Raw genomic sequence first — 21,975 nt, forward strand, 5'->3', positions numbered from 1 at the left:
TTTAGCTATACCTTCGAGCCGACACTGATCGGTAAGCACGAAAAGCAGCTTAACGGTTTCGATGACCGCATTATTTCTCTCTATTCCAGAGGGCTATCAACCCGTGATATTCAGGCTCACTTTAAAGAAGTCTACGGGGTCGATGTTTCCGCTGGCTTCATTTCTCAAGTGACCAATGCCGTGATGGATGACGTTAAGCGCTGGCAGCAACGGCCGCTGGATGCGTTTTATCCCATTGTTTACCTTGACTGTATTGTGGTCAAAAGCCAGGACGGCGGAGCCGTGACCAACAAGTCTGTTTACTTGGCTCTAGGCATCAACGGCCAGGGCGAAAAAGAGCTGCTGGGGCTATGGATAGCCAAAACCGAGGGGGCCAAGTTCTGGTTATCTGTAATGACAGAACTGAAAAATCGTGGGCTACAGGACATCTTCATCGCCTGCTGCGATGGCCTGAAGGGCTTTCCTGATGCCATTGAAGCTGTTTACCCGCATACGCGGGTACAGCTCTGCATCGTGCATCAGGTGCGGAACTCGCTGCGCTACGTCGGCTGGAAAGAGCGTAAAGCCGTTGCTGCTGACCTCCGCACTATCTATAGTTCCGCAACGCTAGAGGGCGCTGAAGAGGCCCTGGATGCCTTCGCGGCCAAATGGGATGAACAGTTCCCGACGATCAGCCCATCGTGGAGAAATAATTGGGAACGTCTCATCGTCATTTTTGATTTTCCGCCGGAGATTCGCAAGGTTATCTACACCACCAACGCGATAGAATCGTTAAATGCTTCATTGCGCAAGATAACGAAAACGCGACGAATATTTCCAACGGATGACTCGGTGCTAAAATTATTCTATCTAGCCTTGCATAATATCTCGGCTAAATGGACCCTACCAATCAGAGACTGGAAACCGGCTATGAGCCAATTCATGTTGATGTATGGAGATCGGATTTCCGGTTAAGCGATGGAGCCATTTACACGAAATTCTTTACAGACTCTCTAATGGGGTTGGGATAAATCCTTTCTGCCCTGCACCCATCTGCCGCTCGTGATCTTTTCGATTCTTTTGCCGATAAATCAAATAACAAGCTGAAAATTCAGCGGCTAAATTTTTCAATTCTTCGACTGATAATCCAATGATTGCTTTACATAAACGATTATCTCGTAACAACCGCTCTTTGTTGATCATTTCAAACCTTTATTCTCTAAGTTAAACCTCTTTTTATTCTCAATAGCCTGACAAAAAATGCAAGTCTCTATTCAGCAACTAGTTTAATGCTTTTTACCAGTTGGAGCCACACATTCAGAACTTCATCAGTCAGGCGCTTTCCACTCACTCTTCACCTGAAATCATCAGTGGCCGTTTGCACCTGGAATTCGGTATATCTGTCAGCAAGAATACGCTATATCTCTATATCCTGCAGGAGAGACAGGCTGGCGGGGAGCTATATCAGCAACTTCCTCATCGGGGAAAACGTTACAGGTACAATGCCGAAAACCTCAAATCAGGCCCTATTCCCAACCGTGTTGGTATTGAGTATCGCCCAGCTCAAGCCGAGCTTAAACAGGAGCCTGGCCACTTCGAAATTGACACTATTTTTGGCAAAGACCAGAAGTCATTCTTGTTAACCATCGTAGATAAAGCATTGAAAACCGTCATCATTCGCAAACTGCCTAATAAGCGTGCGGAGACTGTGGTTGCTGCTTTCAGGGACATTGAAGCTAATACCTTTTGCAAGTTTAAGACCCTAACAGCTGATAACGGCCCTGAATTCGCTCTGCACGAGCAAATTACTCAAATCACAGGGGCGCAGGTCTACTTTGCCCATCCTTATCATTCCTGGGAGAGGGGCTTGAATGAGCACACCAACGGGCTGATACGACGTTTTTACCCAAAGGGAACAGACTTCAGTCAGGTCAGTCATCGTAAGATTGCCGAACTCGAACACATACTCAATACAAGGGGCAGAAAATCGCTGGGCTATCGCTCCCCCAATGAGGTATTTTTAACGCACTTACTGGTGGCATAAGCCTCTACCGTTTTGTTGCGTTTCGAGTGGGAATGGGGCATCAGACTTAGCCAGCCATCCGTTTCAGAAAAAACCTGTGCTGCCAGCCAGGCCAGTGCCATTGCAGCAAAATAAAGTACGCTCTGACGCGACTCGAGTGTGTGTTTATCCAACGGTATGACCATTTACTCAGCGAATTCTAGGGGACCGCCTGCCAGAACGCGCAGGCGGTATAGGCATTACTGCGCTTGCGGGGGCACGACTGCCGGTGTGTCTTGTGTTTCCGGCTCGGCATCATCGCCTTCGTCACCTGCATCGGTAGGGATATCGATAAAGGGGGCAATAAACTCTGCCAGTGAGATTTTGCGTCCGTTGAACTCCACCTGATTGTCCGCATAGTGCAGCGAACTGGTGATAGCATCATCTTTGGTCACGGTAATTTGGTTCATTTCACCTACGCCAGCCAGCATTTTCACTTGCTCTTGCGCACTGGTAATCAGTTGCTGATGCTCTTGCTCTGATTGTGCTTGTCCTCCGGCCTGAACAATGCCTTCAGCCAGCATGGACATTGGTGCGTTCAATGTCACATACAGTTGTTTAACCGCGCGACGGATCACGCCTTCTTCATCACTTTGTGCCGGCGGCGTTAACGCTGTGGATTGCACCGGGTTAGTCAAATTGAGTGAGGCGTTTAGTGTGCTTTCACCTTTGGCATTTTTCCAACTCAAAGGGGCGATGGTAAAGTTAGGGTTGCCTTTCAGCAAGCCAGGCAAAGCCTTGCGTAATGATTGTCCGAGCTCATACTGGAAACGCAGTGGGTCCATGGCGGACGGCGACTCCAGGAATGACGCACTCAAGGCCTTATAGGTTTTGGCGAACTGTTGTGTTGCTTCTCCATCGAGTTGGTTAAAGTTGAAAGCAAACTTCATGCTACCCAAGTCGCGATCTTTGAGCAGCAGTGCGTCTAATGACAATGTTATCGCGCCAGCGATGCTTTTGTCATCTTCGCTCATGGTGCTGTTGATCACGAAGTTATTCAGCGTGACAGGGTCACTTATTGGTGGTGTCACCCTCATGGATTTCAGGGTGACACCACCATCGCCAAGATCCAGATTAAACTTGCCGCGGTGATTGTTCGCTTCCAATCCAAAGCCTTCGAGAACGATAGTCTCTTTGCCGCCTTCGTAATTGGTGGTTTCTGATAAAAAGTGAGAAACCGTGCCTGAAATTCGGCTGCTACGTAGATCGTGAGCAAGGTCTAACGCAATATCAGTGCCGCTGAAGGCAAATTTGGTGCCCTCACTGTCAATATCGAGTGGACGTAGAGAGATAACAGATGACGTATCACCATTGAATGCCACACGTGTTTCTGCGCTCAGGAACGGCTGATTCTGAAGCACATCAAACAGTTCTTTGGTCGCTTCGGTATTAGCCAGTTCGCTGTGGATATGCGCCATGCTGGGACGTAAATTCATTTTTTTTAGCAGGGCGAGCGGAAGTGGCCCGTGTGAAAAGGTTTCGTTGAGCACGATTTCGTTTTTGGGCGCTAATGGACGCGTTTCTGATGCAGAACCGTCAGGCTGTAACACCAGAGAAAACGTACTGCTAAACACGCCCCCTTGGTAATCACGATACACCAGCTTGAATCCTGAATTCGGATAGGCTTCCTGCAACTGCTTGTTAAATTCAGCGGTGACAGTATCGATGTTTTGTGCCAATTGCTTGCCCGTATACCATGACGCACCTGTCCACACGGCGCCCAGTGCGACGATAACTCCGACGGCAATCAGAGACTTCTTCATAGTGTGATTCCTTTTCTAAGTAAGCATCCCTAAAGGGAGAAAGTGTCTAACCATTATAAACGCGTGCCAGTCGTCCACTTCCCTCTACGCTGACGGGAGACTCTGACGCACGCAAAAAACAGGATTCGCCGGGACAAAGCGTAAGCTGTTGACCATTTTTAATCAACGTGGCTTTTCCATCGATACAAAAGACAACGGCAGCACTCTGTTGGTTCAGCGTTTGTGGCTGACCTTTCAGATGATGCAGGGAAAAGGCAAAATCGGCGACCGGTACGGGAAAATAGCAGGTTTCACCGTCTTCAATCGGCTGAGTTAACAACTGGTTCGCCGGTTTAGGGATGAATTTCACGTTCGCCAGCAGCTCAGGAATATCGATGTATTTAGGGGTGAGTCCAGCCCGCAGTACGTTATCCGAATTTGCCATTACTTCGAGTGCCACGCCGTGCAGATAAGCATGCGGCGTTTCCGCATAAAGAAACATCGCTTGCCCCGGTTGCAGGGTGATGACGTTGAGCAACAACGGGGAAAACAGTCCGCTGTCGTTAGGGTATTCCTGAATGATGTTGCGCAGCGTCGCCCAGGGTTCACCCTGTTGTGAGGTGAGTGCGGCTTTTAACACTGCCAGAGCGCGATCTTTGATCTCTGCGCGCATACTCAATAAATTGGCAAACAGCATCGACAGGTTTTTGTCATCGGGCTGCTGCAAATAGGCGGTAATGGACGGATGTGCGCTGGCAACGGGCTGCAATAGTGCCACAATATCGTCGTGCTCTCGAAAACCGTTCATCGCTTGAAAGGGCGTTAAGGCAAACACCAGTTCTGGCTTGTGGTTGGCATCTTTGTAATTGCGATGGGGCGTATCGAGCGGGATCGCGAGCCTGTTCTCTTTGGCAAAACCTTGCTCTGCGGCGGATTTGCTCGGGTGAACCTGAATGGAGAGCGGCTGCGCCGCGCAGAGAACTTTAAACAGAAATGGCAGCTCACCAAACTGTGCTGCGATAGACGCTCCCAATGTCTCCACGGGCGCATCGCTGATAACGTCACGTAAACGCTGTTCCTCACCCTGATCATTCAGCACCCACGAACTGCTTTTGGGATGCGCCCCCATCCAAAGCTCTGCCATTGGTCGATTGTCTTTATTCTCAATGCCGTAGAGTTCTGTTAATGCTGTTGTGCTTCCCCAGGCGTAGTGCTGGATGCTATTGCGCATTTTTTGCATATTCACACTCGATTGTTATGTAATTTGTTAATATATGTGACTATAGAGGTTAATAAAGGCGGTGAATATGAATACACTGCCTTAGCTTGCAGACGATGGCGCTTGACGTGCATGTTAATGTTTTCTCAATCACGATGCCAGACAAGACCATGACCCCCCGTCCTTTTTAGGAATGTTAGGAGAAAAAACCAATGACGACTCGTATCGAAAAAGATTCCATGGGCCCGATTGATGTTCCCGCCAATAAGCTGTGGGGGGCTCAAACGCAGCGCTCTTTGGAGCATTTTCGTATCTCTGAGGAGAAAATGCCGCAAGCGCTAATTTTCGCCTTGGCGTTGACCAAACGTGCAGCCGCACAGGTCAATAACATGCTCGGCCTGTTGCCAGATGACAAGAGCGCGGCGATCATTGAGGCTGCTGATGAGGTGTTAGCCGAGAAACACCCCGGCGAGTTTCCTTTGGCGATTTGGCAGACCGGCTCTGGCACGCAAAGCAACATGAACATGAACGAAGTGCTAGCCAACCGTGCCAGCGAAATACTGGGGGGAGAACGCGGTAATGCACGTTTAGTGCACCCCAATGATGATGTTAACAAAAGCCAAAGTTCGAACGATGTATTCCCTACGGCAATGCACGTAGCTGCCGTTATCGCCCTCAATACCCATCTGTTGCCGGAGCTTGATGCGCTGTTGGCAACGTTACAGGCGAAAGCCGAGGCGTTCAGCGATATCGTTAAAATCGGGCGCACCCATTTGCAGGATGCCACGCCGTTGACCTTGGGGCAGGAGATTTCCGGTTGGGTTGCCATGTTGCAACATAACCGCAAGCATATTGAGAACAGCATTCCCCATTTGAGCGAATTGGCTCTCGGTGGCACGGCGGTGGGGACGGGCCTTAACAGCCACCCTGAATATGCCGTTCGCGTTGCTAGCGCGCTGACCGAATTGACCGGACAACCGTTTATTACCGCCCCCAATAAATTCGAAGCGTTGGCAACCTGTGATGCACTGGTGCATGGGCACGGCGCGTTGAAAGGGTTGGCAGCATCACTGATGAAAATAGCCAACGATGTGCGCTGGCTGGCGTCTGGGCCACGCTGCAGCATCGGGGAGTTGAGCATCCCTGAAAATGAGCCTGGCAGTTCCATCATGCCAGGGAAAGTGAATCCGACTCAGTGTGAAGCGCTGACCATGCTGTGTTGCCAGGTGATGGGTAATGATGTGGCGGTGAATATGGGGGGCGCGTCGGGGAATTTTGAGCTCAATGTCTATCGCCCCATGGTGATCCACAATTTCCTGCAATCGGTTCGTTTGCTGGCAGATGGCATGAAGAGCTTTGATGAGCACTGCGCTATCGGTATTGAGCCTAACCGCGATCGTATTGAACAGTTGCTGAATGACTCTCTGATGTTGGTTACCGCATTAAACACCCACATCGGTTACGATAAAGCCGCAGAGATTGCCAAGAAAGCGCATAAAGATGGATTAACGCTCAAAGCCGCCGCGCTTAAACTCGGTTATTTAACCGAGTCGCATTTCGATGAGTGGGTGCGTCCGCAGGATATGGTGGGTAGCTTGCATATCGGATAAGGGGCGAGTCTTACGCGCTTTCATCCAGATAGAGGTGAAGGCGCGGAATCAGCAGTCGCAGCGCTTTCGCTTTCGGTCTGAATTTGGGTTGAACACTGTCAGCCAGATAGTTTCCCAATTCACCAATGAGTGGAATGCGTGATTGATCGCGGCACAACACCAATAACGGTGACGGGCAGGGGTGTTGCACCTGTTTCTGCGCGTCCTGATACCACACTCGGGCGATAGGTTGTACTTTCACCGGCCGTTTAATCTTCAACACGTCATCTTGCGGCAGCTTTTTGATATCAATCAGTTCCTGGGTTACCCGGGCGTGCCAAGTGGCTTTTTCTGTCGGTGAAATTCCGCGGGTTGCCTGAAGGCTTTTCTCCAGTTTTTCTAATACCGCCTCGCGGGTCAGCGTATTCACTACATGCTTATTGGCCCAACCAAAGCGCACGGTATCGGGTTCGATTATAGCTAAACGACTTAATTTTGATTACATTATTTAAATGAGCTATTCAATTGATTTTAGACGTAAAGTGATATCTACACGGAAAAACGAAGGGTTGAGTATCCGAGAAACAGCGAAGCAATTTCGGATTGGCCCTGCCTCTGTATCGCGTTGGATTAATCAAATAGAGTCAAAAGCATCGACCACGCGTCAGCGAAAGATCGGCTTTGTTGAATAATTTAACCGTTTGATTTACATCTTCTTTAGTTAGAATGCATTTACAGAGAATGTATTTTGTTAGAACGACAAATCAAATAGTTAGCACAATAAAAAGCATTCCGAGAGGAAAAATTAGTCGTTGAAATTTTATAATGCTTATATAAATCAGTATCTTAAATTATTCAACAAAGCCCGAAAGATCGATAAATCCGAGTTGATAAAAGATGTTGAACAATATCCAGATGCTTACCAAAAAGAACGTGCAGAGCGTTTTGGCGTTTGTCAGAAGGCCATTTGGCAAGCGCTTAAAAAGCTGGGATTGACCTATAAAAAAAACTCTACGTCATCCGAAAGCCGACGAAAACGCCCGGCAGGGATTTCAACAAAAAAAACAACAGTATGAAAAAGAAGGTAAACCTATTGTTTTTATTGATGAAAGTGGTTTTTCACACGATGCCCCACGGACTCACGGCTATTCCCCAAAAGGTCAACGGTGTTTTGGCCTGAAGAACTGGGGAGCTAGGGGAAGAACAAATGTTATCGGCGCTTTATTAGGCACAACGCTGTTTGCTATCGGATTATTTGATATCAATATTAACAGCGATGTTTTCTATGCCTGGGTCACACAAGTCCTTATCCCAGTACTCCCTAAAAACAGTGTAATCATGATGGACAATGCCACTTTTCACAAAAAACATAATATTCAACAAGTCATCATCGATGCAGGGTATATGGTGGAGTATTTGCCTACATATTCGCCAGATCTTAACCCAATTGAGCATAAATGGGCACAAGCAAAAAGCAAAAAAAGAGAGATGGGTTGCGATACAGAGAGTTTGTTCTCAGTCCATATGGTGTAATCAAAATTAAGTCGCTTGGCTATACCGTCTCGGCATAATGATGAATAAACAAACGTTGAACGTGTGCCAGACCCGCCGCACAGGCCGCTTCGCCTTGCAACGCCGTAACGGGGATCTGAGTGATGGGATCGTGTTCTTTCCCTTTTTCGACAGTCGGGAGGATGAACACGCGAGCATTGAGCAGGGTAAGCGAGGCCAAACGCTGGCGAAATTCTGCAAGCAGCTGTTCTAGTGATGAAAAGGTCTCATAAAGGGCAGCAATCAGTTGCCCCATTCCCACTCGAAACGCAACAAAGTGACCCACTTGCCAGAGTCGGATAAAATCACCGTTCTGGCCATACTGGAGAGCCTGTTGCATGCAGGGAAAACATCTGACTCAGAAAGAACGATTCTACATCGAAAAGCGGCGTGGTGAAGGTGTCAACCAAGCTACCATCGCCAGAGAGCTTGCTCTGCCTCGCTCGACCATCAGCAGGGAACTCAGACGCAATACCGACCCTACTTTCAATGGTGTCTACTGCTGTAGAAGGGCGGACACTCTGGTCCGGGAACACCGTCATAAGCCTCTGCCAAACAATGCTTTTTACCAGTTGGAGCCACACATTCAGAACTTCATCAGGCAGGCGCTTTCCACTCACTCTTCACCTGAAATCATCAGTGGCCGTTTGCACCTGGAATTCGGTATATCTGTCAGCAAGAATACGCTATATCGCTATATCCTGCAGGAGAGACAGGCTGGCGGGGAGCTATATCAGCAACTTCCTCATCGGGGAAAACGTTACAGGTACAATGCCGAAAACCTCAAATCAGGCCCTATTCCCAACCGTGTTGGTATTGAGTATCGCCCAGCTCAAGCCGAGCTTAAACAGGAGCCTGGCCACTTCGAAATTGACACTATTTTTGGCAAAGACCAGAAGTCATTCTTGTTAACCATCGTAGGTAAAGCATTGAAAACCGTCATCATTCGCAAACTGCCTAATAAGCGTGCGGAGACTGTGGTTGCTGCTTTCAGGGACATTGAAGCTAATACCTTTTGCAAGTTTAAGACCCTAACAGCTGATAACGGCCCTGAATTCGCTCTGCACGAGCAAATTACTCAAATCACAGGGGCGCAGGTCTACTTTGCCCATCCTTATCATTCCTGGGAGAGGGGCTTGAATGAGCACACCAACGGGCTGTGTAGTGGCATACTGAATTTGGCCACCTAAGTAGAGGTGATATGCTTACCTCATAATTTTTATAGGTGCCAAAATGAGTAAAATAATTACTGCTGAATTTAAATGTGAAACCGCCAAATTAGTCCTTGACCAAAATTATACCTACCAGGAAGCCGCGAAAGCCATGAACGTCAGTCTTTCAGCGATTAGCCGGTGGGTAAGAGCCCTTCGTTTAGAACGTCAAGGGAAAACATCGCCTTGTCTGCCATTAACACCTGAACAAATTGAGTTCAGAGAAATGAAGAAAAAAATCCACCGACTGGAAATGGAGAATGCCATCTTAAAAAAAGGCTACTGCGCTCTTAATGTCCGACTCACTGAAAAATTCTCGGTAGTTGGCTTTGTTGTATAATTTAACCGTTTGATTTACATCTTCTTTAGTTAGAATGCATTTACAGAGAATGTATTTTGTTAGAACGACAAATCAAATAGTTAGCACAATAAAAAGCATTCCGAGAGGAAAAATTAGTCGTTGAAATTTTATAATGCTTATATAAATCAGTATCTTAAATTATTCAACAAAGCCTCGGTAGTTGAAAAGCTAAGAGCGCTTTATCCAGTAAACTAGTTGCTGAATAGAGACTTGCATTTTTTGTCAGGCTATTGAGAATAAAAAGAGGTTTAACTTAGAGAATAAAGGTTTGAAATGATCAACAAAGAGCGGTTGTTACGAGATAATCGTTTATGTAAAGCAATCATTGGATTATCAGTCGAAGAAGTGAAAAATTTAGCCGCTGAATTTTCAGCTTGTTATTTGATTTATCGGAAAAAGAATCGAAAAGATCACGAGCGGCAGATGGGTGCAGGGCAGAAAGGATTTATCCCAACCCCATTAGATAAACTGCTTTTTATTTTATTGTATTTAAAATGTTATCCGACCTATGATTTGCAAGGACTTCTTTTTGGTTTAGATAGAACACGGGTATATCGCTGGGTAAAAATATTATTGCCGGTTTTAGAGATGACCTTGGGGCGAGAATGTGTTTTGCCCGCTCGTCAAATTCGCTCTACTGAGGAATTTTTTCGCGCCTTTCCTGGAGTTAAAGACGTCTTTATTGATGGGACAGAGCGACCTGTCCAAAAGCCTAAGAATCTGCGTCGGCGAAAAAAAATGTATTCGGGAAAGAAAAGACAGACCACTCGAAAAGGGCTTATTATGACTGACGAAACAAGGCAAGTTGGATTTATCCCCATGAGCAAAAATGGGCGCCGTCACGATAAACGCTTACTCGATAAAGTCGATATAATTCGCCATATTCCTCCTGAGGTAACCATCTGGGCAGATACCGGTTTTCAAGGTATAGATAAACAGTATCCTAATACACAAATCCCAAAAAAAGGAACTCGAAAAAGACCTTTATCGCCTGAACAAAAACAAGAAAATAAAATAATCTCGGGCATCCGTATTACAGTTGAACACGCCATCGCGGGTATCAAGCGCCTCGGTTGCATGACCCAAATTTTACGGAATCGTAGACCCTTTATTGATGATACCTTCTTACTCCTTAGCGCCGGTCTTTGGAATTTCCATCGCAGAACAGCGTAAAATTTACTTCAATCACCGAAACACCCTTATTTCACTATTAAGCAACACGCTTAGTGAAAGCGTTGTGTCGTATTTTTAATGTTCACCGAAGCAGTTATCGCTATTGGTGTCGACCTAAGGAGCCAGATATTGAGCGGACGATAAAACGTAGCCTGGTCAGCGAAGCGTGGAACGTTAGTGGCGGGTCTGCGGGCGCAAGGACTATCGCCACGATGGTTACCAATACACACGACGTGAAACTTGGGCGGTGGTTAGCGGGTAAGTTGATGAAAGAATTAACCCTCGTTAGTTGCCAAACAAAAAAACATCAATACAACCGCGGTGGAAATGAACGTATTGATATTCCAAATCTGCTCAATAGGCAGTTCGCTGTTACCAAACCTGACCAGGTTTGGTGCGGCGATGTAAGGCTTTGTTGAATAATTTAAGATACTGATTTATATAAGCATTATAAAATTTCAACGACTAATTTTTCCTCTCGGAATGCTTTTTATTGTGCTAACTATTTGATTTGTCGTTCTAACAAAATACATTCTCTGTAAATGCATTCTAACTAAAGAAGATGTAAATCAAACGGTTAAATTATTCAACAAAGCCGCGATGTAACCTATATTTGGACAGGCGACCGATGGGCGTATCTGGCGGTGGTATTAGATTTATTTGCCCGAAAACCCGTGGGTTGGGCAATGTCGTTTTCGCCAGATTCAGAATTAACAGCCAAAGCACTACAAATGGCTTGGGAACTGCGTGGGCATCCCAAACAAGTCATGTTTCATAGTGACCAAGGAAGCCATTACACCAGTCGTCAGTATAGGCAGGCATTGTGGCGTTATCAGATGACCCAAAGTATGAGTCGCAGAGGAAATTGTTGGGATAATAGTCCGATGGAGCGATTCTTCCGTAGTCTGAAGACTGAATGGGTGCCAACGACTGGCTACCAAAGCTTTAGTACTGCTCAATCATCCATTATTCGCTACATAACCCATTATTATAGCGATGTCAGACCTCACTGGTATAACGGTGGGTTAACACCAAATGAATCAGAACGGCTGTTCCATCAACAGTCAGGTAGGGTGGCCAAATTTAGTTGACCACTACAACCGTTTTGTTGCGTTTCGAGTGGGAATGGGGCAGGGAAGTGGAACTGAGTCCTATAAAGCCTACAGCCGTGATTATGATATATCGTCGGGAAATAAACGGACTATCGCCGGCTCATCCGATCCCACTTTTTTGGGAGACGCGACACGCTGGAACCCAGAAGATCTGCTTGTCGCTTCAGCATCGGCATGCCATAAACTCTGGTACCTGCACCTGTGTGCCGACGCTGGCATATCGGTTTGCACTTATCGAGACAGTACAGAGGGTACGATGGTGGAAGGTAAAAAGGGGGCGTTCACGCAGATTGTGCTTAAACCTGAAATTACGCTGCGCCCCGGCGATGACCTGGAACGTGCATATGCGCTGCATCATCAGGCGCATGAACTCTGTTTCATCGCCAATTCACTTAATTTCCCAGTGACTTGCGAACCCATTATCAAACATCATACTGCTTTGTGATGTGGGGCGGTATGTTCAAAGGCGCTGAACATACCGTCTGAAGTCTATTGCCGAGATGGATTTATAGGTTACGTCGTAAATACAGGCTGACATAGAGCGCAATCAGCAGCAGCAGTCCGATAAACAGCGCCACGCCCAGCCAGCCATAATGTGACCAGAATACGCCGCCGAGCGTACCCGCCAGGCTGGAGCCCAGATAGTAGCAAAACAGATACATCGAGGAGGCTTGACCGCGTGCACGGCGTGCTCTTACACCAATCCAGCCGCTGGCAACGGCGTGTGCCGCAAAAAAACCGGCGGTAAACAGCATCATGCCGATAAAAATAAGCCACAATGCAACAAAGGCTGTCAGGCATAGCCCCGCAAGCATCAGCCCTACGGAGCCAGCCATCACCGCACCGCGCCCATAGCGTGCTGTCATTGCGCCAGCGCGCGGTGAACTGATGCTGCCGGTGAGATACACCACCGAGAGCAAGCCAACAACGGCCTGATTCAGGGTGTAGGGCGGTGCCAGTAGCCGGTAGCCAATGTAGTTGAACAGGGTAACAAAGGCCCCCATCAGTAAAAACGCCTGAAGGAAAAGCCAGGGCAACCCGGCGTCATGCCAGTGAATCTTGGTATTAATCAGCAATGATTTGGGCCGCAGTGAGCCAGGGCGAAAATGGCGCGAATCCGGCAAAATACGCCAAAACATCAACGCCGCAAACAGTGCGAGAACGCCCATAACTCCGATGGCCACGCGCCAGGGGAAATAATCAGTAAGAACCCCAGTGACCAAACGACCACTCATGCCACCGATAGAGTTCCCGCTGATGTATAACCCCATGGAGAAGGCCAGGAAGCTGGGATGAATCTCTTCGCTTAGGTAGCTCATGGCCACCGCCGCCACGCCGCTTAATGAGAGTCCAATCAGCGCACGCATTAACAACACACCGTGCCAACTGGTCATAAAGGCGCAAATAAGCGTGCAAAATGCGGCCAACAGCAACGAGATTACCATTACATTTTTGCGGCCCAGCGTGTCAGAAAGTGGACCGGTAAACAATAACCCAACCGCAAGCATTATCGTGGCAATCGATAATGACAGGCTACTGGTTGCTGGTGAAATACCAAAATCCTGCGACAGCACGGGTAAAATCGGTTGTACGCAATACAGCAAGGCAAAGGTCGCAAGCCCGGCGGAAAACAGTGCCAGCGTAACGCGAATAAATGCAGTCGTACCACGGGTGATATACGGTGATTTGGGCGCGACGGGGATTTTACGATTCAGAGGTTCTTCGCGTCGTTCGTCATCTGGCACGGTGACCGAATCAGATACTGAAGAAAGTGACGTACTCAAAACTATTCCTTGGCAACAGGGGGAAAGTAGCAAATTTATGCGGCATTCTGCGTGCGATGTAGTGTATGACGCGTAGAGGATCATAGAAGGGTAAAAATGTTTTGTATAATATATTAATAATACCAATTGATATGTTTAAAATATTGAGTCTGTAAAGAATTTTGTGTAAATGGCTCCATTGCTTAACCGGAGATTCGTTCTCCATACATCAACATGAATTGGCTCATAGCAGGTTTCCAGTCTCTGATTGGCAAGGTCCATTTAGCAGAGATATTATGCAAGGCTAGATAGAGTAATTTTATCACCGAGTCATCCGTTGGAAATATTCGTCGCGTTTTCGTTATCTTGCGCAATGAAGCATTTAACGACTCTATCGCGTTGGTGGGCTTTGTTGAATAATTTAACCGTTTGATTTACATCTTCTTTAGTTAGAATGCATTTACAGAGAATGTATTTTGTTAGAACGACAAATCAAATAGTTAGCACAATAAAAAGCATTCCGAGAGGAAAAATTAGTCGTTGAAATTTTATAATGCTTATATAAATCAGTATCTTAAATTATTCAACAAAGCCACGTTGGTGGTGTAGATAACCTTGCGGATCTCCGGCGGAAAGTCAAAAATGACGATGAGACGTTCCCAATTATTTCTCCACGACGGGCTGATCGTCGGGAACTGCTCATCCCATTTGGCCGCGAAGGCATCCAGGGCCTCTTCAGCGCCCTCTAGCGTTGCGGAACTATAGATGGTGCGCAGGTCAGCAGCAACGGCCTTACGCTCTTTCCAGCCGACGTAGCGCAGCGAGTTCCGCACCTGATGCACAATGCAGAGCTGTACCCGCGTATGCGGGTAAACAGCTTCAATGGCATCAGGAAAGCCTTTCAGGCCATCGCAGCAGGCGACGAAGATGTCCTTTATAGCCAAGCGACATTATTTTGATAACAGCCAGCTATGCTTCTTTGCCGCATATCAGGGCATAGGATGTAATCATTTTTAAGTCGGTTGGCTATAGTTCCTCAACGCTAGAGGGCGCTGAAGAGGCCCTGGATGCCTTCGCGGCCAAATGGGATGAGCAGTTCCCGACGATCAGCCCGTCGTGGAGAAATAATTGGGAACGTCTCATCGTCATTTTTGACTTTCCGCCGGAGATCCGCAAGGTTATAGCCAAGCGACTTAATTTTGATTACACCATATGGACTGAGAACAAACTCTCTGTATCGCAACCCATCTCTCTTTTTTTGCTTTTTGCTTGTGCCCATTTATGCTCAATTGGGTTAAGATCTGGCGAATATGTAGGCAAATACTCCACCATATACCCTGCATCGATGATGACTTGTTGAATATTATGTTTTTTGTGAAAAGTGGCAGTGTCCATCATGATTACACTGTTTTTAGGGAGTACTGGGATAAGGACTTGTGTGACCCAGGCATAGAAAACATCGCTGTTAATATTGATATCAAATAATCCGATAGCAAACAGCGTTGTGCCTAATAAAGCGCCGATAACATTTGTTCTTCCCCTAGCTCCCCAGTTCTTCAGGCCAAAACACCGTTGACCTTTTGGGGAATAGCCGTGAGTCCGTGGGGCATCGTGTGAAAAACCACTTTCATCAATAAAAACAATAGGTTTACCTTCTTTTTCATACTGTTGTTTTTTTTGTTGAAATCCCTGCCGGGCGTTTTCGTCGGCTTTCGGATGACGTAGAGTTTTTTTTATAGGTCAATCCCAGCTTTTTAAGCGCTTGCCAAATGGCCTTCTGACAAACGCCAAAACGCTCTGCACGTTCTTTTTGGTAAGCATCTGGATATTGTTCAACATCTTTGATCAACTCGGATTTATCGATCTTTCGCTGACGCGTGGTCGATGCTTTTGACTCTATTTGATTAATCCAACGCGATACAGAGGCAGGGCCAATCCGAAATTGCTTCGCTGTTTCTCGGATACTCAACCCTTCGTTTTTCCGTGTAGATATCACTTTACGTCTAAAATCAATTGAATAGCTCATTTAAATAATGTAATCAAAATTAAGTCGTTTAGCTATATCAGCAACTTCCTCATCAGGGAAAACGTTACAGGTACAATGCCGAAAACCTCAAATCAGGCCCTATTCCCAACCGTGTTGGTATTGAGTATCGCCCAGCTCAAGGCCCCATTCCCACTCGAAACGCAACAAAGTGACCCACTTGCCAGAGTAGGATAAAATCACCGTTCTGGCCATACTGGAGAGCCTGTTGCATGCAGGGAAAACATCTGACTCAGAAAGAACGGTTCTACATCGAAAAGCGGCGTGGTGAAGGTGTCAACCAAGCTACCATCGCCAGAGAGCTTGCTCTGCCTCGCTCGACCATCAGCAGGGAACTCAGACGCAATACCGACCCTACTTTCAATGGTGTCTACTGCTGTAGAAGGGCGGACACTCTGGCCTGGGAACGCCGTCATAAGCCTCTGCCAAACAATAAGCGTGTTGCTTAATAGTGAAATAAGGGTGTTTCGGTGATTGAAGTAAATTTTACGCTGTTCTGAGATGGAAATTCCAAAGACCGGCGCTAAGGAGTAAGAAGGTATCATCAATAAAGGGTCTACGATTCCGTAAAATTTGGGTCATGCAACCGAGGCGCTTGATACCCGCGATGGCGTGTTCAACTGTAATACGGATGCCCGAGATTATTTTATTTTCTTGTTTTTGTTCAGGCGATAAAGGTCTTTTTCGAGTTCCTTTTTTTGGGATTTGTGTATTAGGATGCTGTTTATCTATACCTTGAAAACCGGTATCTGCCCAGATGGTTACCTCAGGAGGAATATGGCGAATTATATCGACTTTATCGAGTAAGCGTTTATCGTGACGGCGCCCATTTTTGCTCATGGGGATAAATCCAATTTGCCTTGTTTCGTCAGTCATAATAAGCCCTTTTCGAGTGGTCTGTCTTTTCTTTCCCGAATACATTTTTTTTCGCCGACGCAGATTCTTAGGCTTTTGGACAGGTCGCTCTGTCCCATCAATAAAGACGTCTTTAACTCCAGGAAAGGCGCGAAAAAATTCCTCAGCAGAGCGAATTTGAAGAGCGGGCAAAACACATTCTCGCCCCAAGGTCATCTCTAAAACCGGCAATAATATTTTTACCCAGCGACATACCCGTGTTCTATCTAAACCAAAAAGAAGTCCTTGCAAATCATAGGTCGGATAACATTTTAAATACAATAAAATAAAAAGCAGTTTATCTAATGGGGTTGGGATAAATCCTTTCTGCCCTGCACCCATCTGCCGCTCGTGATCTTTTCGATTCTTTTTCCGATAAATCAAATAACAAGCTGAAAATTCAGCGGCTAAATTTTTCAATTCTTCGACTGATAATCCAATGATTGCTTTACATAAACGATTATCTCGTAACAACCGCTCTTTGTTGATCATTTCAAACCTTTATTCTCTAAGTTAAACCTCTTTTTATTCTCAATAGCCTGACAAAAAATGCAAGTCTCTATTCAGCAACTAGTTTAATGCTTTTTACCAGTTGGAGCCACACATTCAGAACTTCATCAGGCAGGCGCTTTCCACTCACTCTTCACCTGAAATTATCAGTGGCCGTTTGCACCTGGAATTCGGTATATCTGTCAGCAAGAATACGCTATATCGCTATATCCTGCAGGAGAGACAGGCTGGCGGGGAGCTATATCAGCAACTTCCTCATCGGGGAAAACGTTACAGGTACAATGGGCTTTGTTGAATAAATCGAACTTTCAGGGGATCGCCGGATCAAAGCACTATAGCCAACCGACTTAAAAATGATTACATCCTATGCCCTGATATGCGGCAAAGAAGCATAGCTGGCTGTTATCAAAATAATGTCGCTTGGCTATATCATCGCTCCCGATAGCAGCTCCCCATGGCAAAGCAAAAGTTTAAAATCACCAACTGGCCCACCTACAACAAAGCACTCAGACAACGCGGCTCCCTGACGGTCTGGCTTGATGAGTCGGCCATCGCTGCATGGACTGACAGTTCTTCGCCTGAAGGTCGTGGTCGGCCGCTTTACTACACCGATATGGCTGTTACCACGGTTTTGATGATAAAGCGCGTGTTTAACCTGTCGCTCCGTGCATTACAGGGCTTTGTCGACTCGGTTTTTACACTGATGAGCCTGCCACTGCGCTGCCCGGACTACTCTCTGGTCAGTCGGCGGGCAAAAACCGTCAGTATCAGCATAAAAACGCCAACGCGTGGTGAAATCTCGCATCTGGTCATCGACAGTACCGGTCTGAAGGTCTTTGGCGAAGGTGAATGGAAAGTCAGGCAGCATGGGGCTGACAGACGAAGAGTGTGGCGCAAGCTTCATCTGGCAGCAGACAGTGCGACGCATGAGATTATCTGTTCCGACTTATCGCTCAGCGGAACGACAGATGCGCAGGCACTGCCGGGCCTGATTAACCAAACCCACCGAAAAATCAGGGAAGTGTCAGCAGACGGTGCTTATGACGCCCGTTACTGCCACGATGCGTTGCTAAGAAAGAAAATCAGGCCCCTTATCCCGCCGCGAAGCGGAGCCAAATACTGGCCGGACAAGTACCATGAACGTAACCATGCGGTGGCGAATCAGCGTCTGAGCGGGAGTAATGATATGTGGAAAAAGAAAGTGGGTTATCACCGGCGTTCAGTGGCAGAAACAGCGATGTTCCGCATAAAAACTTTGCTGGGTGGCCATCTGAGCCTGCGTGACTATGAGGCTCAAGTAGGTGAAGCCATAGCGATGGTCAAAGCGCTGAACCGTATGACGTTGTTGGGTATGCCACACAGCGTCAGGATAGGATAACAGGTGTAGCAGAGGGAGTCATCCTGTCGGCTAATTCTGATTTATTCAACAAAGCCTACAAGGGGCAGAAAATCGCTGGGCTATCGTTCCCCCAATGAGGTATTTTTAACGCACTTACTGGTGGCATAAGCCTCTACCATTTTGTTGCGTTTCGAGTGGGAATGGGGCGCCTGAATGATTACCTGCCGGTTCATGCTTAGCATACCCAAGGTGCATATCCATCTCAGCTTCAAGAACCCGTTCCGCCAGTCTTTTAGTCAGCACCTTGAGTAGGCCTGATTCACCCAGCAGATCCTGAGGGGAGTGACAATCTTGAAGCAGTTGGTCAATAAGTTCGTTGCTGATAAGCATTTTGTTATCCTTTGAAGGTTTTCCTCAAAATGCCATTTACACAGATTATTTTACAGTCTCAATATTGCACGTAGATCTCTACTCTCTGATCGAGGAGGCTTGCCATCAACATCGAACTACGCCATCTACGCTATTTTCTTGCTGTTGCTGAAGAGCTGCATTTTGGCCGGGCAGCAGAGAAACTCAACATTTCACAGCCGCCACTGAGCCAGCAGATTCAGTCATTAGAGGCACAAATCGGCGCGACGCTGTTTGAACGCAACAATCGCAATGTCAGGCTGACCCCGGCAGGGGAAGCGTTTCGCAAAGCGAGTTGGGGAATATTGCACCAGGTAGAGCAAGCCTCTGCGCACGCCGCCAGGCTCCAACGTGGTGAGATTGGTGAACTACGGATTGGTTTTACCTCCTCTGCGCCTTTTATTCGTGCGGTTTCGCGCAGTTTGCTGCATTTCCGGCAACGTTATCCGGATGTTCATCTGCAAATGTTGGAGTTGAACACCAAGCAGCAGATAGACCCATTGCTCAGTGGAAAGTTGGATATCGGCGTAATGCGCAATAACACGCTGCCGGCAGATTTACAGCATCAGTTACTGTTGCATGAAGCCTTGGTGGCGGTGGTACACAAAACACATCCGTTGGCCAGTCAGCCCCATATCAGCGTGCGTCAATTGGCTAACGAGCCTTTTGTGTTTTTTGCCCGGGAAGTAGGAACGGCGCTTTATGACGAAATTCTGCGTTTGCTGAAAAATTATGCCATTGATCCCTACATTACGCAGGAAGTCGGGGAAGCGATGACCATTGTGGGATTAGTCTCGGCGGGGCTGGGCGTTTCAATTCTGCCCGCATCCTTTTTGCGTATCTCCGTGGATGGTGTCAAATATGTGCCGCTTAGCGAACCTGATGCCACCACGGAAGTGTGGCTGGTCACCTCACGCCGGGCGGCACTTAATCCTGCGGCAAACACGTTGATTTCATTTATGTTGGAACAAGACACGGGCAAATATGTGCACCAAATCACAAAATGAATCAAAGAGTTGACGCAATTCACTAAAAGCCCCACCATACCCGCAGTTTTTTTATTTTGCAGCGTGAAAAATACGCATTGATGCTAACAACCTTCGCTGCACAATGTACGTAACAACTCACCTTATGCATCAGCGAACGCTCAGCATGGCAATTCGTAGACAGTAGGAGCCGTTTTGTGATTGCGGATGGTCAACCCGGACATATCGATCAGATTAAACAAATGAATGCCGGTGCGTTATACCGGCTCATTGACCTGCACGGCCCCGTATCCCGCATTGCGTTATCAAAACTGGCCCAGTTGGCCCCTGCCAGTATCACAAAGATCGTGCGCGAATTGATGGAAGCGCATCTGGTGAAAGAGACCGAATATCAGGACGTCGGCAGCCGTGGCCGTCCTGCGATTGGCTTGTTGCTGGATACCGATGCCTGGCACTATCTTTCCGTTAGAATTGGCCGTGAAGAAATTACGCTGGCACTGCGCGATCTCAGTAATGCGCTGGTTGTTGAGGATTGCGTCAACCTGCCGAGCAACCATTCGCAGCCGCTGCTGGAGCGTATCCTGCACGAAGTCGACCAGTTTTTTATTCGACACCAACGCAAACTGGAACGGCTAACGGCAATTGCCATTACCTCACCGGGTATGGTTGATGCTGTTGCCGGGATTATTCACCGCATGCCATTTTATGCGGTCGAGGAGATGGCGTTAGGCCCGGCGTTAGAAAGCCGCACTGGATTACCGGTCTTCCTACAGCATGACATTTACGCGTGGACTATGGCCGAAGCGATGTATGGCGCAGCGCGAGGTTCGCAAAACGTTATCCAGATTGTTATTGATCACAATGTCGGCTCAGGGGTGATCACCGGAGGCCACCTACTTCATGCGGGCAGCCGTAATCTGGTTGAAATCGGCCATACCCAGGTCGATCCCTACGGCAAACGCTGCTATTGCGGTAATAACGGTTGTCTGGAAACCGTTGCCAGCATCGAAAGCATGCTCGAACTGGCACAACAGCGTCTGAATGGTTCGATGAGCTCATTGCTGAACGGTTCACCGCTTACCGTAGAGACACTCTGCGATGCCGCGTTGAAAGGGGACCAATTAGCCAAAGATATCATTAACGGAGTTGGCAGCAATGTCGGCCGTATCGCGGCTATCATGGTTAACCTCTTCAACCCAGATAAGATTCTGGTTGGCTCCCCCTTAAATAAGGCCGCAAGTATCCTGCATCCTGCGATCCTGGATTGTGTTCGCCAACAGTCTTTACCTGCCTACAGCCACAATATACAAGTGGAATCTACGGCGTTTTATAATCAGGGGACCATGCCAGGTGCGGCGTTGGTCAAAGAGGCGTTGTATAACGGTTCACTGCTGGTGAGACTGTTGCAAGGCTGATGTGGCACAAAAATTTATAAAACGTTTCATGAATTACAAAACATTGCGCTAACGCAAGCCCTACCTGAGGTACATCACCTAGACTTTCACTCTTGGAAGACTTTTTGCTGTGTTTTTTATTTTCAGGTGTGTAGTGGCATACTGAATTTGGCCACCTAAGTAGAGGTGATATGCTTACCTCATAATTTTTATAGGTGCCAAAATGAGTAAAATAATTACTGCTGAATTTAAATGTGAAACCGCCAAATTAGTCCTTGACCAAAATTATACCTACCAGGAAGCCGCGAAAGCCATGAACGTCAGTCTTTCAGCGATTAGCCGGTGGGTAAGAGCCCTTCGTTTAGAACGTCAAGGGAAAACATCGCCTGGTCTGCCATTAACACCTGAACAAATTGAGTTCAGAGAAATGAAGAAAAAAATCCACCGACTGGAAATGGAGAATGCCATCTTAAAAAAGGCTACTGCGCTCTTAATGTCCGACTCACTGAAAAATTCTCGGTAGTTGAAAAGCTAAGAGCGCTTTATCCAGTGAAAGCGTTGTGTCGTATTTTTAATGTTCACCGAAGCAGTTATAGGGCTTTGTTGAATAATTTAAGATACTGATTTATATAAGCATT

General features: G+C 47.1%; 24 protein-coding genes and 7 pseudogenes. 19 read left to right on the plus strand and 12 right to left on the minus strand.

The genetic code is table 11. The annotated features are described in order from the left end of the window. Positions 1 to 9: 9 nt before the first annotated feature. Positions 10 to 954: pseudogene (locus tag ACQGXV_RS30285) on the plus strand (IS256 family transposase); the annotation flags it as partial. Positions 955 to 981: 27 nt separating this feature from the next. Here the strand turns inward: ACQGXV_RS30285 and ACQGXV_RS30290 are convergent. After that, positions 982 to 1,182, minus strand: coding sequence for a hypothetical protein (locus ACQGXV_RS30290; RefSeq protein ID WP_440864097.1), 201 nt, complete (start codon positions 1,180 to 1,182; stop codon positions 982 to 984). Between the two features lie 100 nt (positions 1,183 to 1,282). Between ACQGXV_RS30290 and ACQGXV_RS30295 the strand changes: the two genes are divergently transcribed. Continuing rightward, complete coding sequence (locus ACQGXV_RS30295) at positions 1,283 to 2,023, plus strand: IS30 family transposase (protein WP_440864098.1); 741 nt, start codon at positions 1,283 to 1,285, stop codon at positions 2,021 to 2,023. Between the two features lie 218 nt (positions 2,024 to 2,241). On the opposite strand, the gene ACQGXV_RS30300 is transcribed toward ACQGXV_RS30295, so the two are convergent. Together ACQGXV_RS30300 and manA are read right to left on the minus strand one after the other, a co-directional pair. Further along, positions 2,242 to 3,804, minus strand: a complete 1,563-nt coding sequence (locus ACQGXV_RS30300) for a YdgA family protein (protein WP_440864099.1) — start codon at positions 3,802 to 3,804, stop codon at positions 2,242 to 2,244. Positions 3,805 to 3,850: 46 nt separating this feature from the next. Continuing rightward, entirely contained in the window at positions 3,851 to 5,023 is a 1,173-nt protein-coding gene (gene manA / locus ACQGXV_RS30305) for a mannose-6-phosphate isomerase (protein WP_440867719.1), read from the minus strand. Between the two features lie 191 nt (positions 5,024 to 5,214). On the opposite strand from manA, the gene fumC reads away from it, so the two are divergent. After that, positions 5,215 to 6,612, plus strand: coding sequence for a class II fumarate hydratase (gene fumC, locus ACQGXV_RS30310; protein WP_440864100.1), 1,398 nt, complete (start codon positions 5,215 to 5,217; stop codon positions 6,610 to 6,612). Between the two features lie 10 nt (positions 6,613 to 6,622). Here the strand turns inward: fumC and tus are convergent, their stop codons facing one another. Beyond that, positions 6,623 to 7,069 (minus strand): DNA replication terminus site-binding protein, encoded by a 447-nt coding sequence (tus, locus tag ACQGXV_RS30315; RefSeq protein ID WP_440867721.1) that lies wholly within the window; start codon positions 7,067 to 7,069, stop codon positions 6,623 to 6,625. A gap of 34 nt (positions 7,070 to 7,103) precedes the next feature. On the opposite strand from tus, the gene ACQGXV_RS30320 reads away from it, so the two are divergent. The 3 genes from ACQGXV_RS30320 (at position 7,104) to ACQGXV_RS30330 (ending at position 8,124) form a co-directional block, all read left to right on the plus strand. Continuing rightward, positions 7,104 to 7,283 (plus strand): IS630 transposase-related protein, encoded by a 180-nt coding sequence (locus ACQGXV_RS30320; protein WP_440864101.1) that lies wholly within the window; start codon positions 7,104 to 7,106, stop codon positions 7,281 to 7,283. A gap of 120 nt (positions 7,284 to 7,403) precedes the next feature. Then, on the plus strand, positions 7,404 to 7,667 hold the full coding sequence (locus ACQGXV_RS30325; protein WP_440864102.1) for an IS630 transposase-related protein: 264 nt from the start codon (positions 7,404 to 7,406) through the stop codon (positions 7,665 to 7,667). Then, the gene (locus ACQGXV_RS30330) at positions 7,591 to 8,124 is read left to right on the plus strand and encodes an IS630 family transposase (RefSeq protein ID WP_440862665.1); all 534 of its coding nucleotides are present in this window, start codon (positions 7,591 to 7,593) and stop codon (positions 8,122 to 8,124) included. The genes ACQGXV_RS30325 and ACQGXV_RS30330 overlap by 77 nt, the downstream gene beginning before the upstream one ends. A 19-nt stretch (positions 8,125 to 8,143) precedes the next feature. Here ACQGXV_RS30330 and ACQGXV_RS30335 read toward each other — a convergent pair whose 3' ends face one another. Beyond that, positions 8,144 to 8,482, minus strand: coding sequence for a DNA replication terminus site-binding protein (locus tag ACQGXV_RS30335; protein ID WP_440864103.1), 339 nt, complete (start codon positions 8,480 to 8,482; stop codon positions 8,144 to 8,146). On the opposite strand from ACQGXV_RS30335, the gene ACQGXV_RS30340 reads away from it, so the two are divergent. The 6 genes and pseudogenes from ACQGXV_RS30340 (at position 8,481) to ACQGXV_RS30365 (ending at position 12,444) form a co-directional block, all read left to right on the plus strand. Beyond that, positions 8,481 to 9,332, plus strand: a complete 852-nt coding sequence (locus tag ACQGXV_RS30340; protein WP_440864104.1) for an IS30 family transposase — start codon at positions 8,481 to 8,483, stop codon at positions 9,330 to 9,332. The two genes, ACQGXV_RS30335 and ACQGXV_RS30340, sit on opposite strands and share 2 nt — an antisense overlap. Before the next feature lie 43 nt (positions 9,333 to 9,375). Further along, positions 9,376 to 9,681: pseudogene (locus ACQGXV_RS30345) on the plus strand (transposase); the annotation flags it as partial. A gap of 306 nt (positions 9,682 to 9,987) precedes the next feature. Further along, positions 9,988 to 10,887 (plus strand): transposase family protein, encoded by a 900-nt coding sequence (locus tag ACQGXV_RS30350; RefSeq protein WP_440864105.1) that lies wholly within the window; start codon positions 9,988 to 9,990, stop codon positions 10,885 to 10,887. A 212-nt stretch (positions 10,888 to 11,099) separates the two neighbouring features. Next, positions 11,100 to 11,306, plus strand: coding sequence for a hypothetical protein (locus ACQGXV_RS30355; protein WP_440864106.1), 207 nt, complete (start codon positions 11,100 to 11,102; stop codon positions 11,304 to 11,306). Positions 11,307 to 11,486: 180 nt separating this feature from the next. Further along, positions 11,487 to 11,978 (plus strand): annotated as a pseudogene (locus ACQGXV_RS30360) (IS3 family transposase); the annotation flags it as partial. Positions 11,979 to 12,012: 34 nt separating this feature from the next. Continuing rightward, on the plus strand, positions 12,013 to 12,444 hold the full coding sequence (locus tag ACQGXV_RS30365; RefSeq protein WP_440867723.1) for an OsmC family protein: 432 nt from the start codon (positions 12,013 to 12,015) through the stop codon (positions 12,442 to 12,444). A 61-nt stretch (positions 12,445 to 12,505) separates the two neighbouring features. Here the strand turns inward: ACQGXV_RS30365 and ACQGXV_RS30370 are convergent, their stop codons facing one another. From ACQGXV_RS30370 to ACQGXV_RS30380, 3 genes and pseudogenes are all read right to left on the minus strand, one after another. Next, on the minus strand, positions 12,506 to 13,744 hold the full coding sequence (locus ACQGXV_RS30370) for an MFS transporter (protein ID WP_440867724.1): 1,239 nt from the start codon (positions 13,742 to 13,744) through the stop codon (positions 12,506 to 12,508). 221 nt (positions 13,745 to 13,965) lie between these two features. After that, positions 13,966 to 14,166 (minus strand): annotated as a pseudogene (locus tag ACQGXV_RS30375) (transposase); the annotation flags it as partial. A gap of 192 nt (positions 14,167 to 14,358) precedes the next feature. Then, positions 14,359 to 14,700: pseudogene (locus tag ACQGXV_RS30380) on the minus strand (transposase); the annotation flags it as partial. 89 nt (positions 14,701 to 14,789) lie between these two features. On the opposite strand from ACQGXV_RS30380, the pseudogene ACQGXV_RS30385 reads away from it, so the two are divergent. Further along, positions 14,790 to 14,945 (plus strand): annotated as a pseudogene (locus ACQGXV_RS30385) (transposase); the annotation flags it as partial. A gap of 20 nt (positions 14,946 to 14,965) precedes the next feature. On the opposite strand, the gene ACQGXV_RS30390 reads toward ACQGXV_RS30385, so the two are convergent. Both ACQGXV_RS30390 and ACQGXV_RS30395 read right to left on the minus strand, forming a co-directional pair. Beyond that, entirely contained in the window at positions 14,966 to 15,499 is a 534-nt protein-coding gene (locus ACQGXV_RS30390; RefSeq protein ID WP_440867726.1) for an IS630 family transposase, read from the minus strand. Then, the gene (locus tag ACQGXV_RS30395; protein ID WP_440862584.1) at positions 15,423 to 15,788 is read right to left on the minus strand and encodes an IS630 transposase-related protein; all 366 of its coding nucleotides are present in this window, start codon (positions 15,786 to 15,788) and stop codon (positions 15,423 to 15,425) included. Before ACQGXV_RS30395 ends, ACQGXV_RS30390 begins: the two co-directional genes overlap by 77 nt. A 230-nt stretch (positions 15,789 to 16,018) precedes the next feature. Here ACQGXV_RS30395 and ACQGXV_RS30400 point away from each other — a divergent pair, with 230 nt between their 5' ends. Then, a complete protein-coding gene (locus ACQGXV_RS30400) occupies positions 16,019 to 16,255 on the plus strand; it encodes a helix-turn-helix domain-containing protein (protein WP_440864107.1) in 237 nt (78 codons plus the stop codon). A 37-nt stretch (positions 16,256 to 16,292) separates the two neighbouring features. Here ACQGXV_RS30400 and ACQGXV_RS30405 read toward each other — a convergent pair whose 3' ends face one another. Further along, entirely contained in the window at positions 16,293 to 17,192 is a 900-nt protein-coding gene (locus ACQGXV_RS30405; protein ID WP_440864108.1) for a transposase family protein, read from the minus strand. Between the two features lie 100 nt (positions 17,193 to 17,292). On the opposite strand from ACQGXV_RS30405, the gene ACQGXV_RS30410 reads away from it, so the two are divergent. Continuing rightward, positions 17,293 to 17,505 carry a hypothetical protein gene (locus ACQGXV_RS30410; RefSeq protein ID WP_440864109.1) on the plus strand — a complete coding sequence of 71 codons (213 nt, stop codon included), beginning with the start codon at positions 17,293 to 17,295 and terminating at the stop codon, positions 17,503 to 17,505. Between the two features lie 159 nt (positions 17,506 to 17,664). After that, positions 17,665 to 18,588, plus strand: coding sequence for an IS5 family transposase (locus ACQGXV_RS30415; RefSeq protein WP_440864110.1), 924 nt, complete (start codon positions 17,665 to 17,667; stop codon positions 18,586 to 18,588). A 168-nt stretch (positions 18,589 to 18,756) separates the two neighbouring features. Here ACQGXV_RS30415 and ACQGXV_RS30420 read toward each other — a convergent pair. Further along, a pseudogene (locus ACQGXV_RS30420) lies at positions 18,757 to 18,939 on the minus strand (IS256 family transposase); the annotation flags it as partial. Between the two features lie 104 nt (positions 18,940 to 19,043). Between ACQGXV_RS30420 and ACQGXV_RS30425 the strand changes: the two are divergent. The 3 genes from ACQGXV_RS30425 (at position 19,044) to ACQGXV_RS30435 (ending at position 21,860) form a co-directional block, all read left to right on the plus strand. Next, positions 19,044 to 19,964 carry a LysR family transcriptional regulator gene (locus ACQGXV_RS30425; RefSeq protein ID WP_440867728.1) on the plus strand — a complete coding sequence of 307 codons (921 nt, stop codon included), beginning with the start codon at positions 19,044 to 19,046 and terminating at the stop codon, positions 19,962 to 19,964. 176 nt (positions 19,965 to 20,140) lie between these two features. Further along, positions 20,141 to 21,358 (plus strand): sugar metabolism global transcriptional regulator Mlc, encoded by a 1,218-nt coding sequence (gene mlc, locus ACQGXV_RS30430; protein ID WP_440864111.1) that lies wholly within the window; start codon positions 20,141 to 20,143, stop codon positions 21,356 to 21,358. Positions 21,359 to 21,560: 202 nt separating this feature from the next. Then, positions 21,561 to 21,860, plus strand: coding sequence for a transposase (locus ACQGXV_RS30435; RefSeq protein WP_440864112.1), 300 nt, complete (start codon positions 21,561 to 21,563; stop codon positions 21,858 to 21,860). The last annotated feature ends 115 nt before the right edge of the window (positions 21,861 to 21,975 follow it).

It is taken from the genome of Symbiopectobacterium purcellii, assembly GCF_052050035.1.
Taxonomy (GTDB): domain Bacteria; phylum Pseudomonadota; class Gammaproteobacteria; order Enterobacterales; family Enterobacteriaceae; genus Symbiopectobacterium; species Symbiopectobacterium purcellii_A.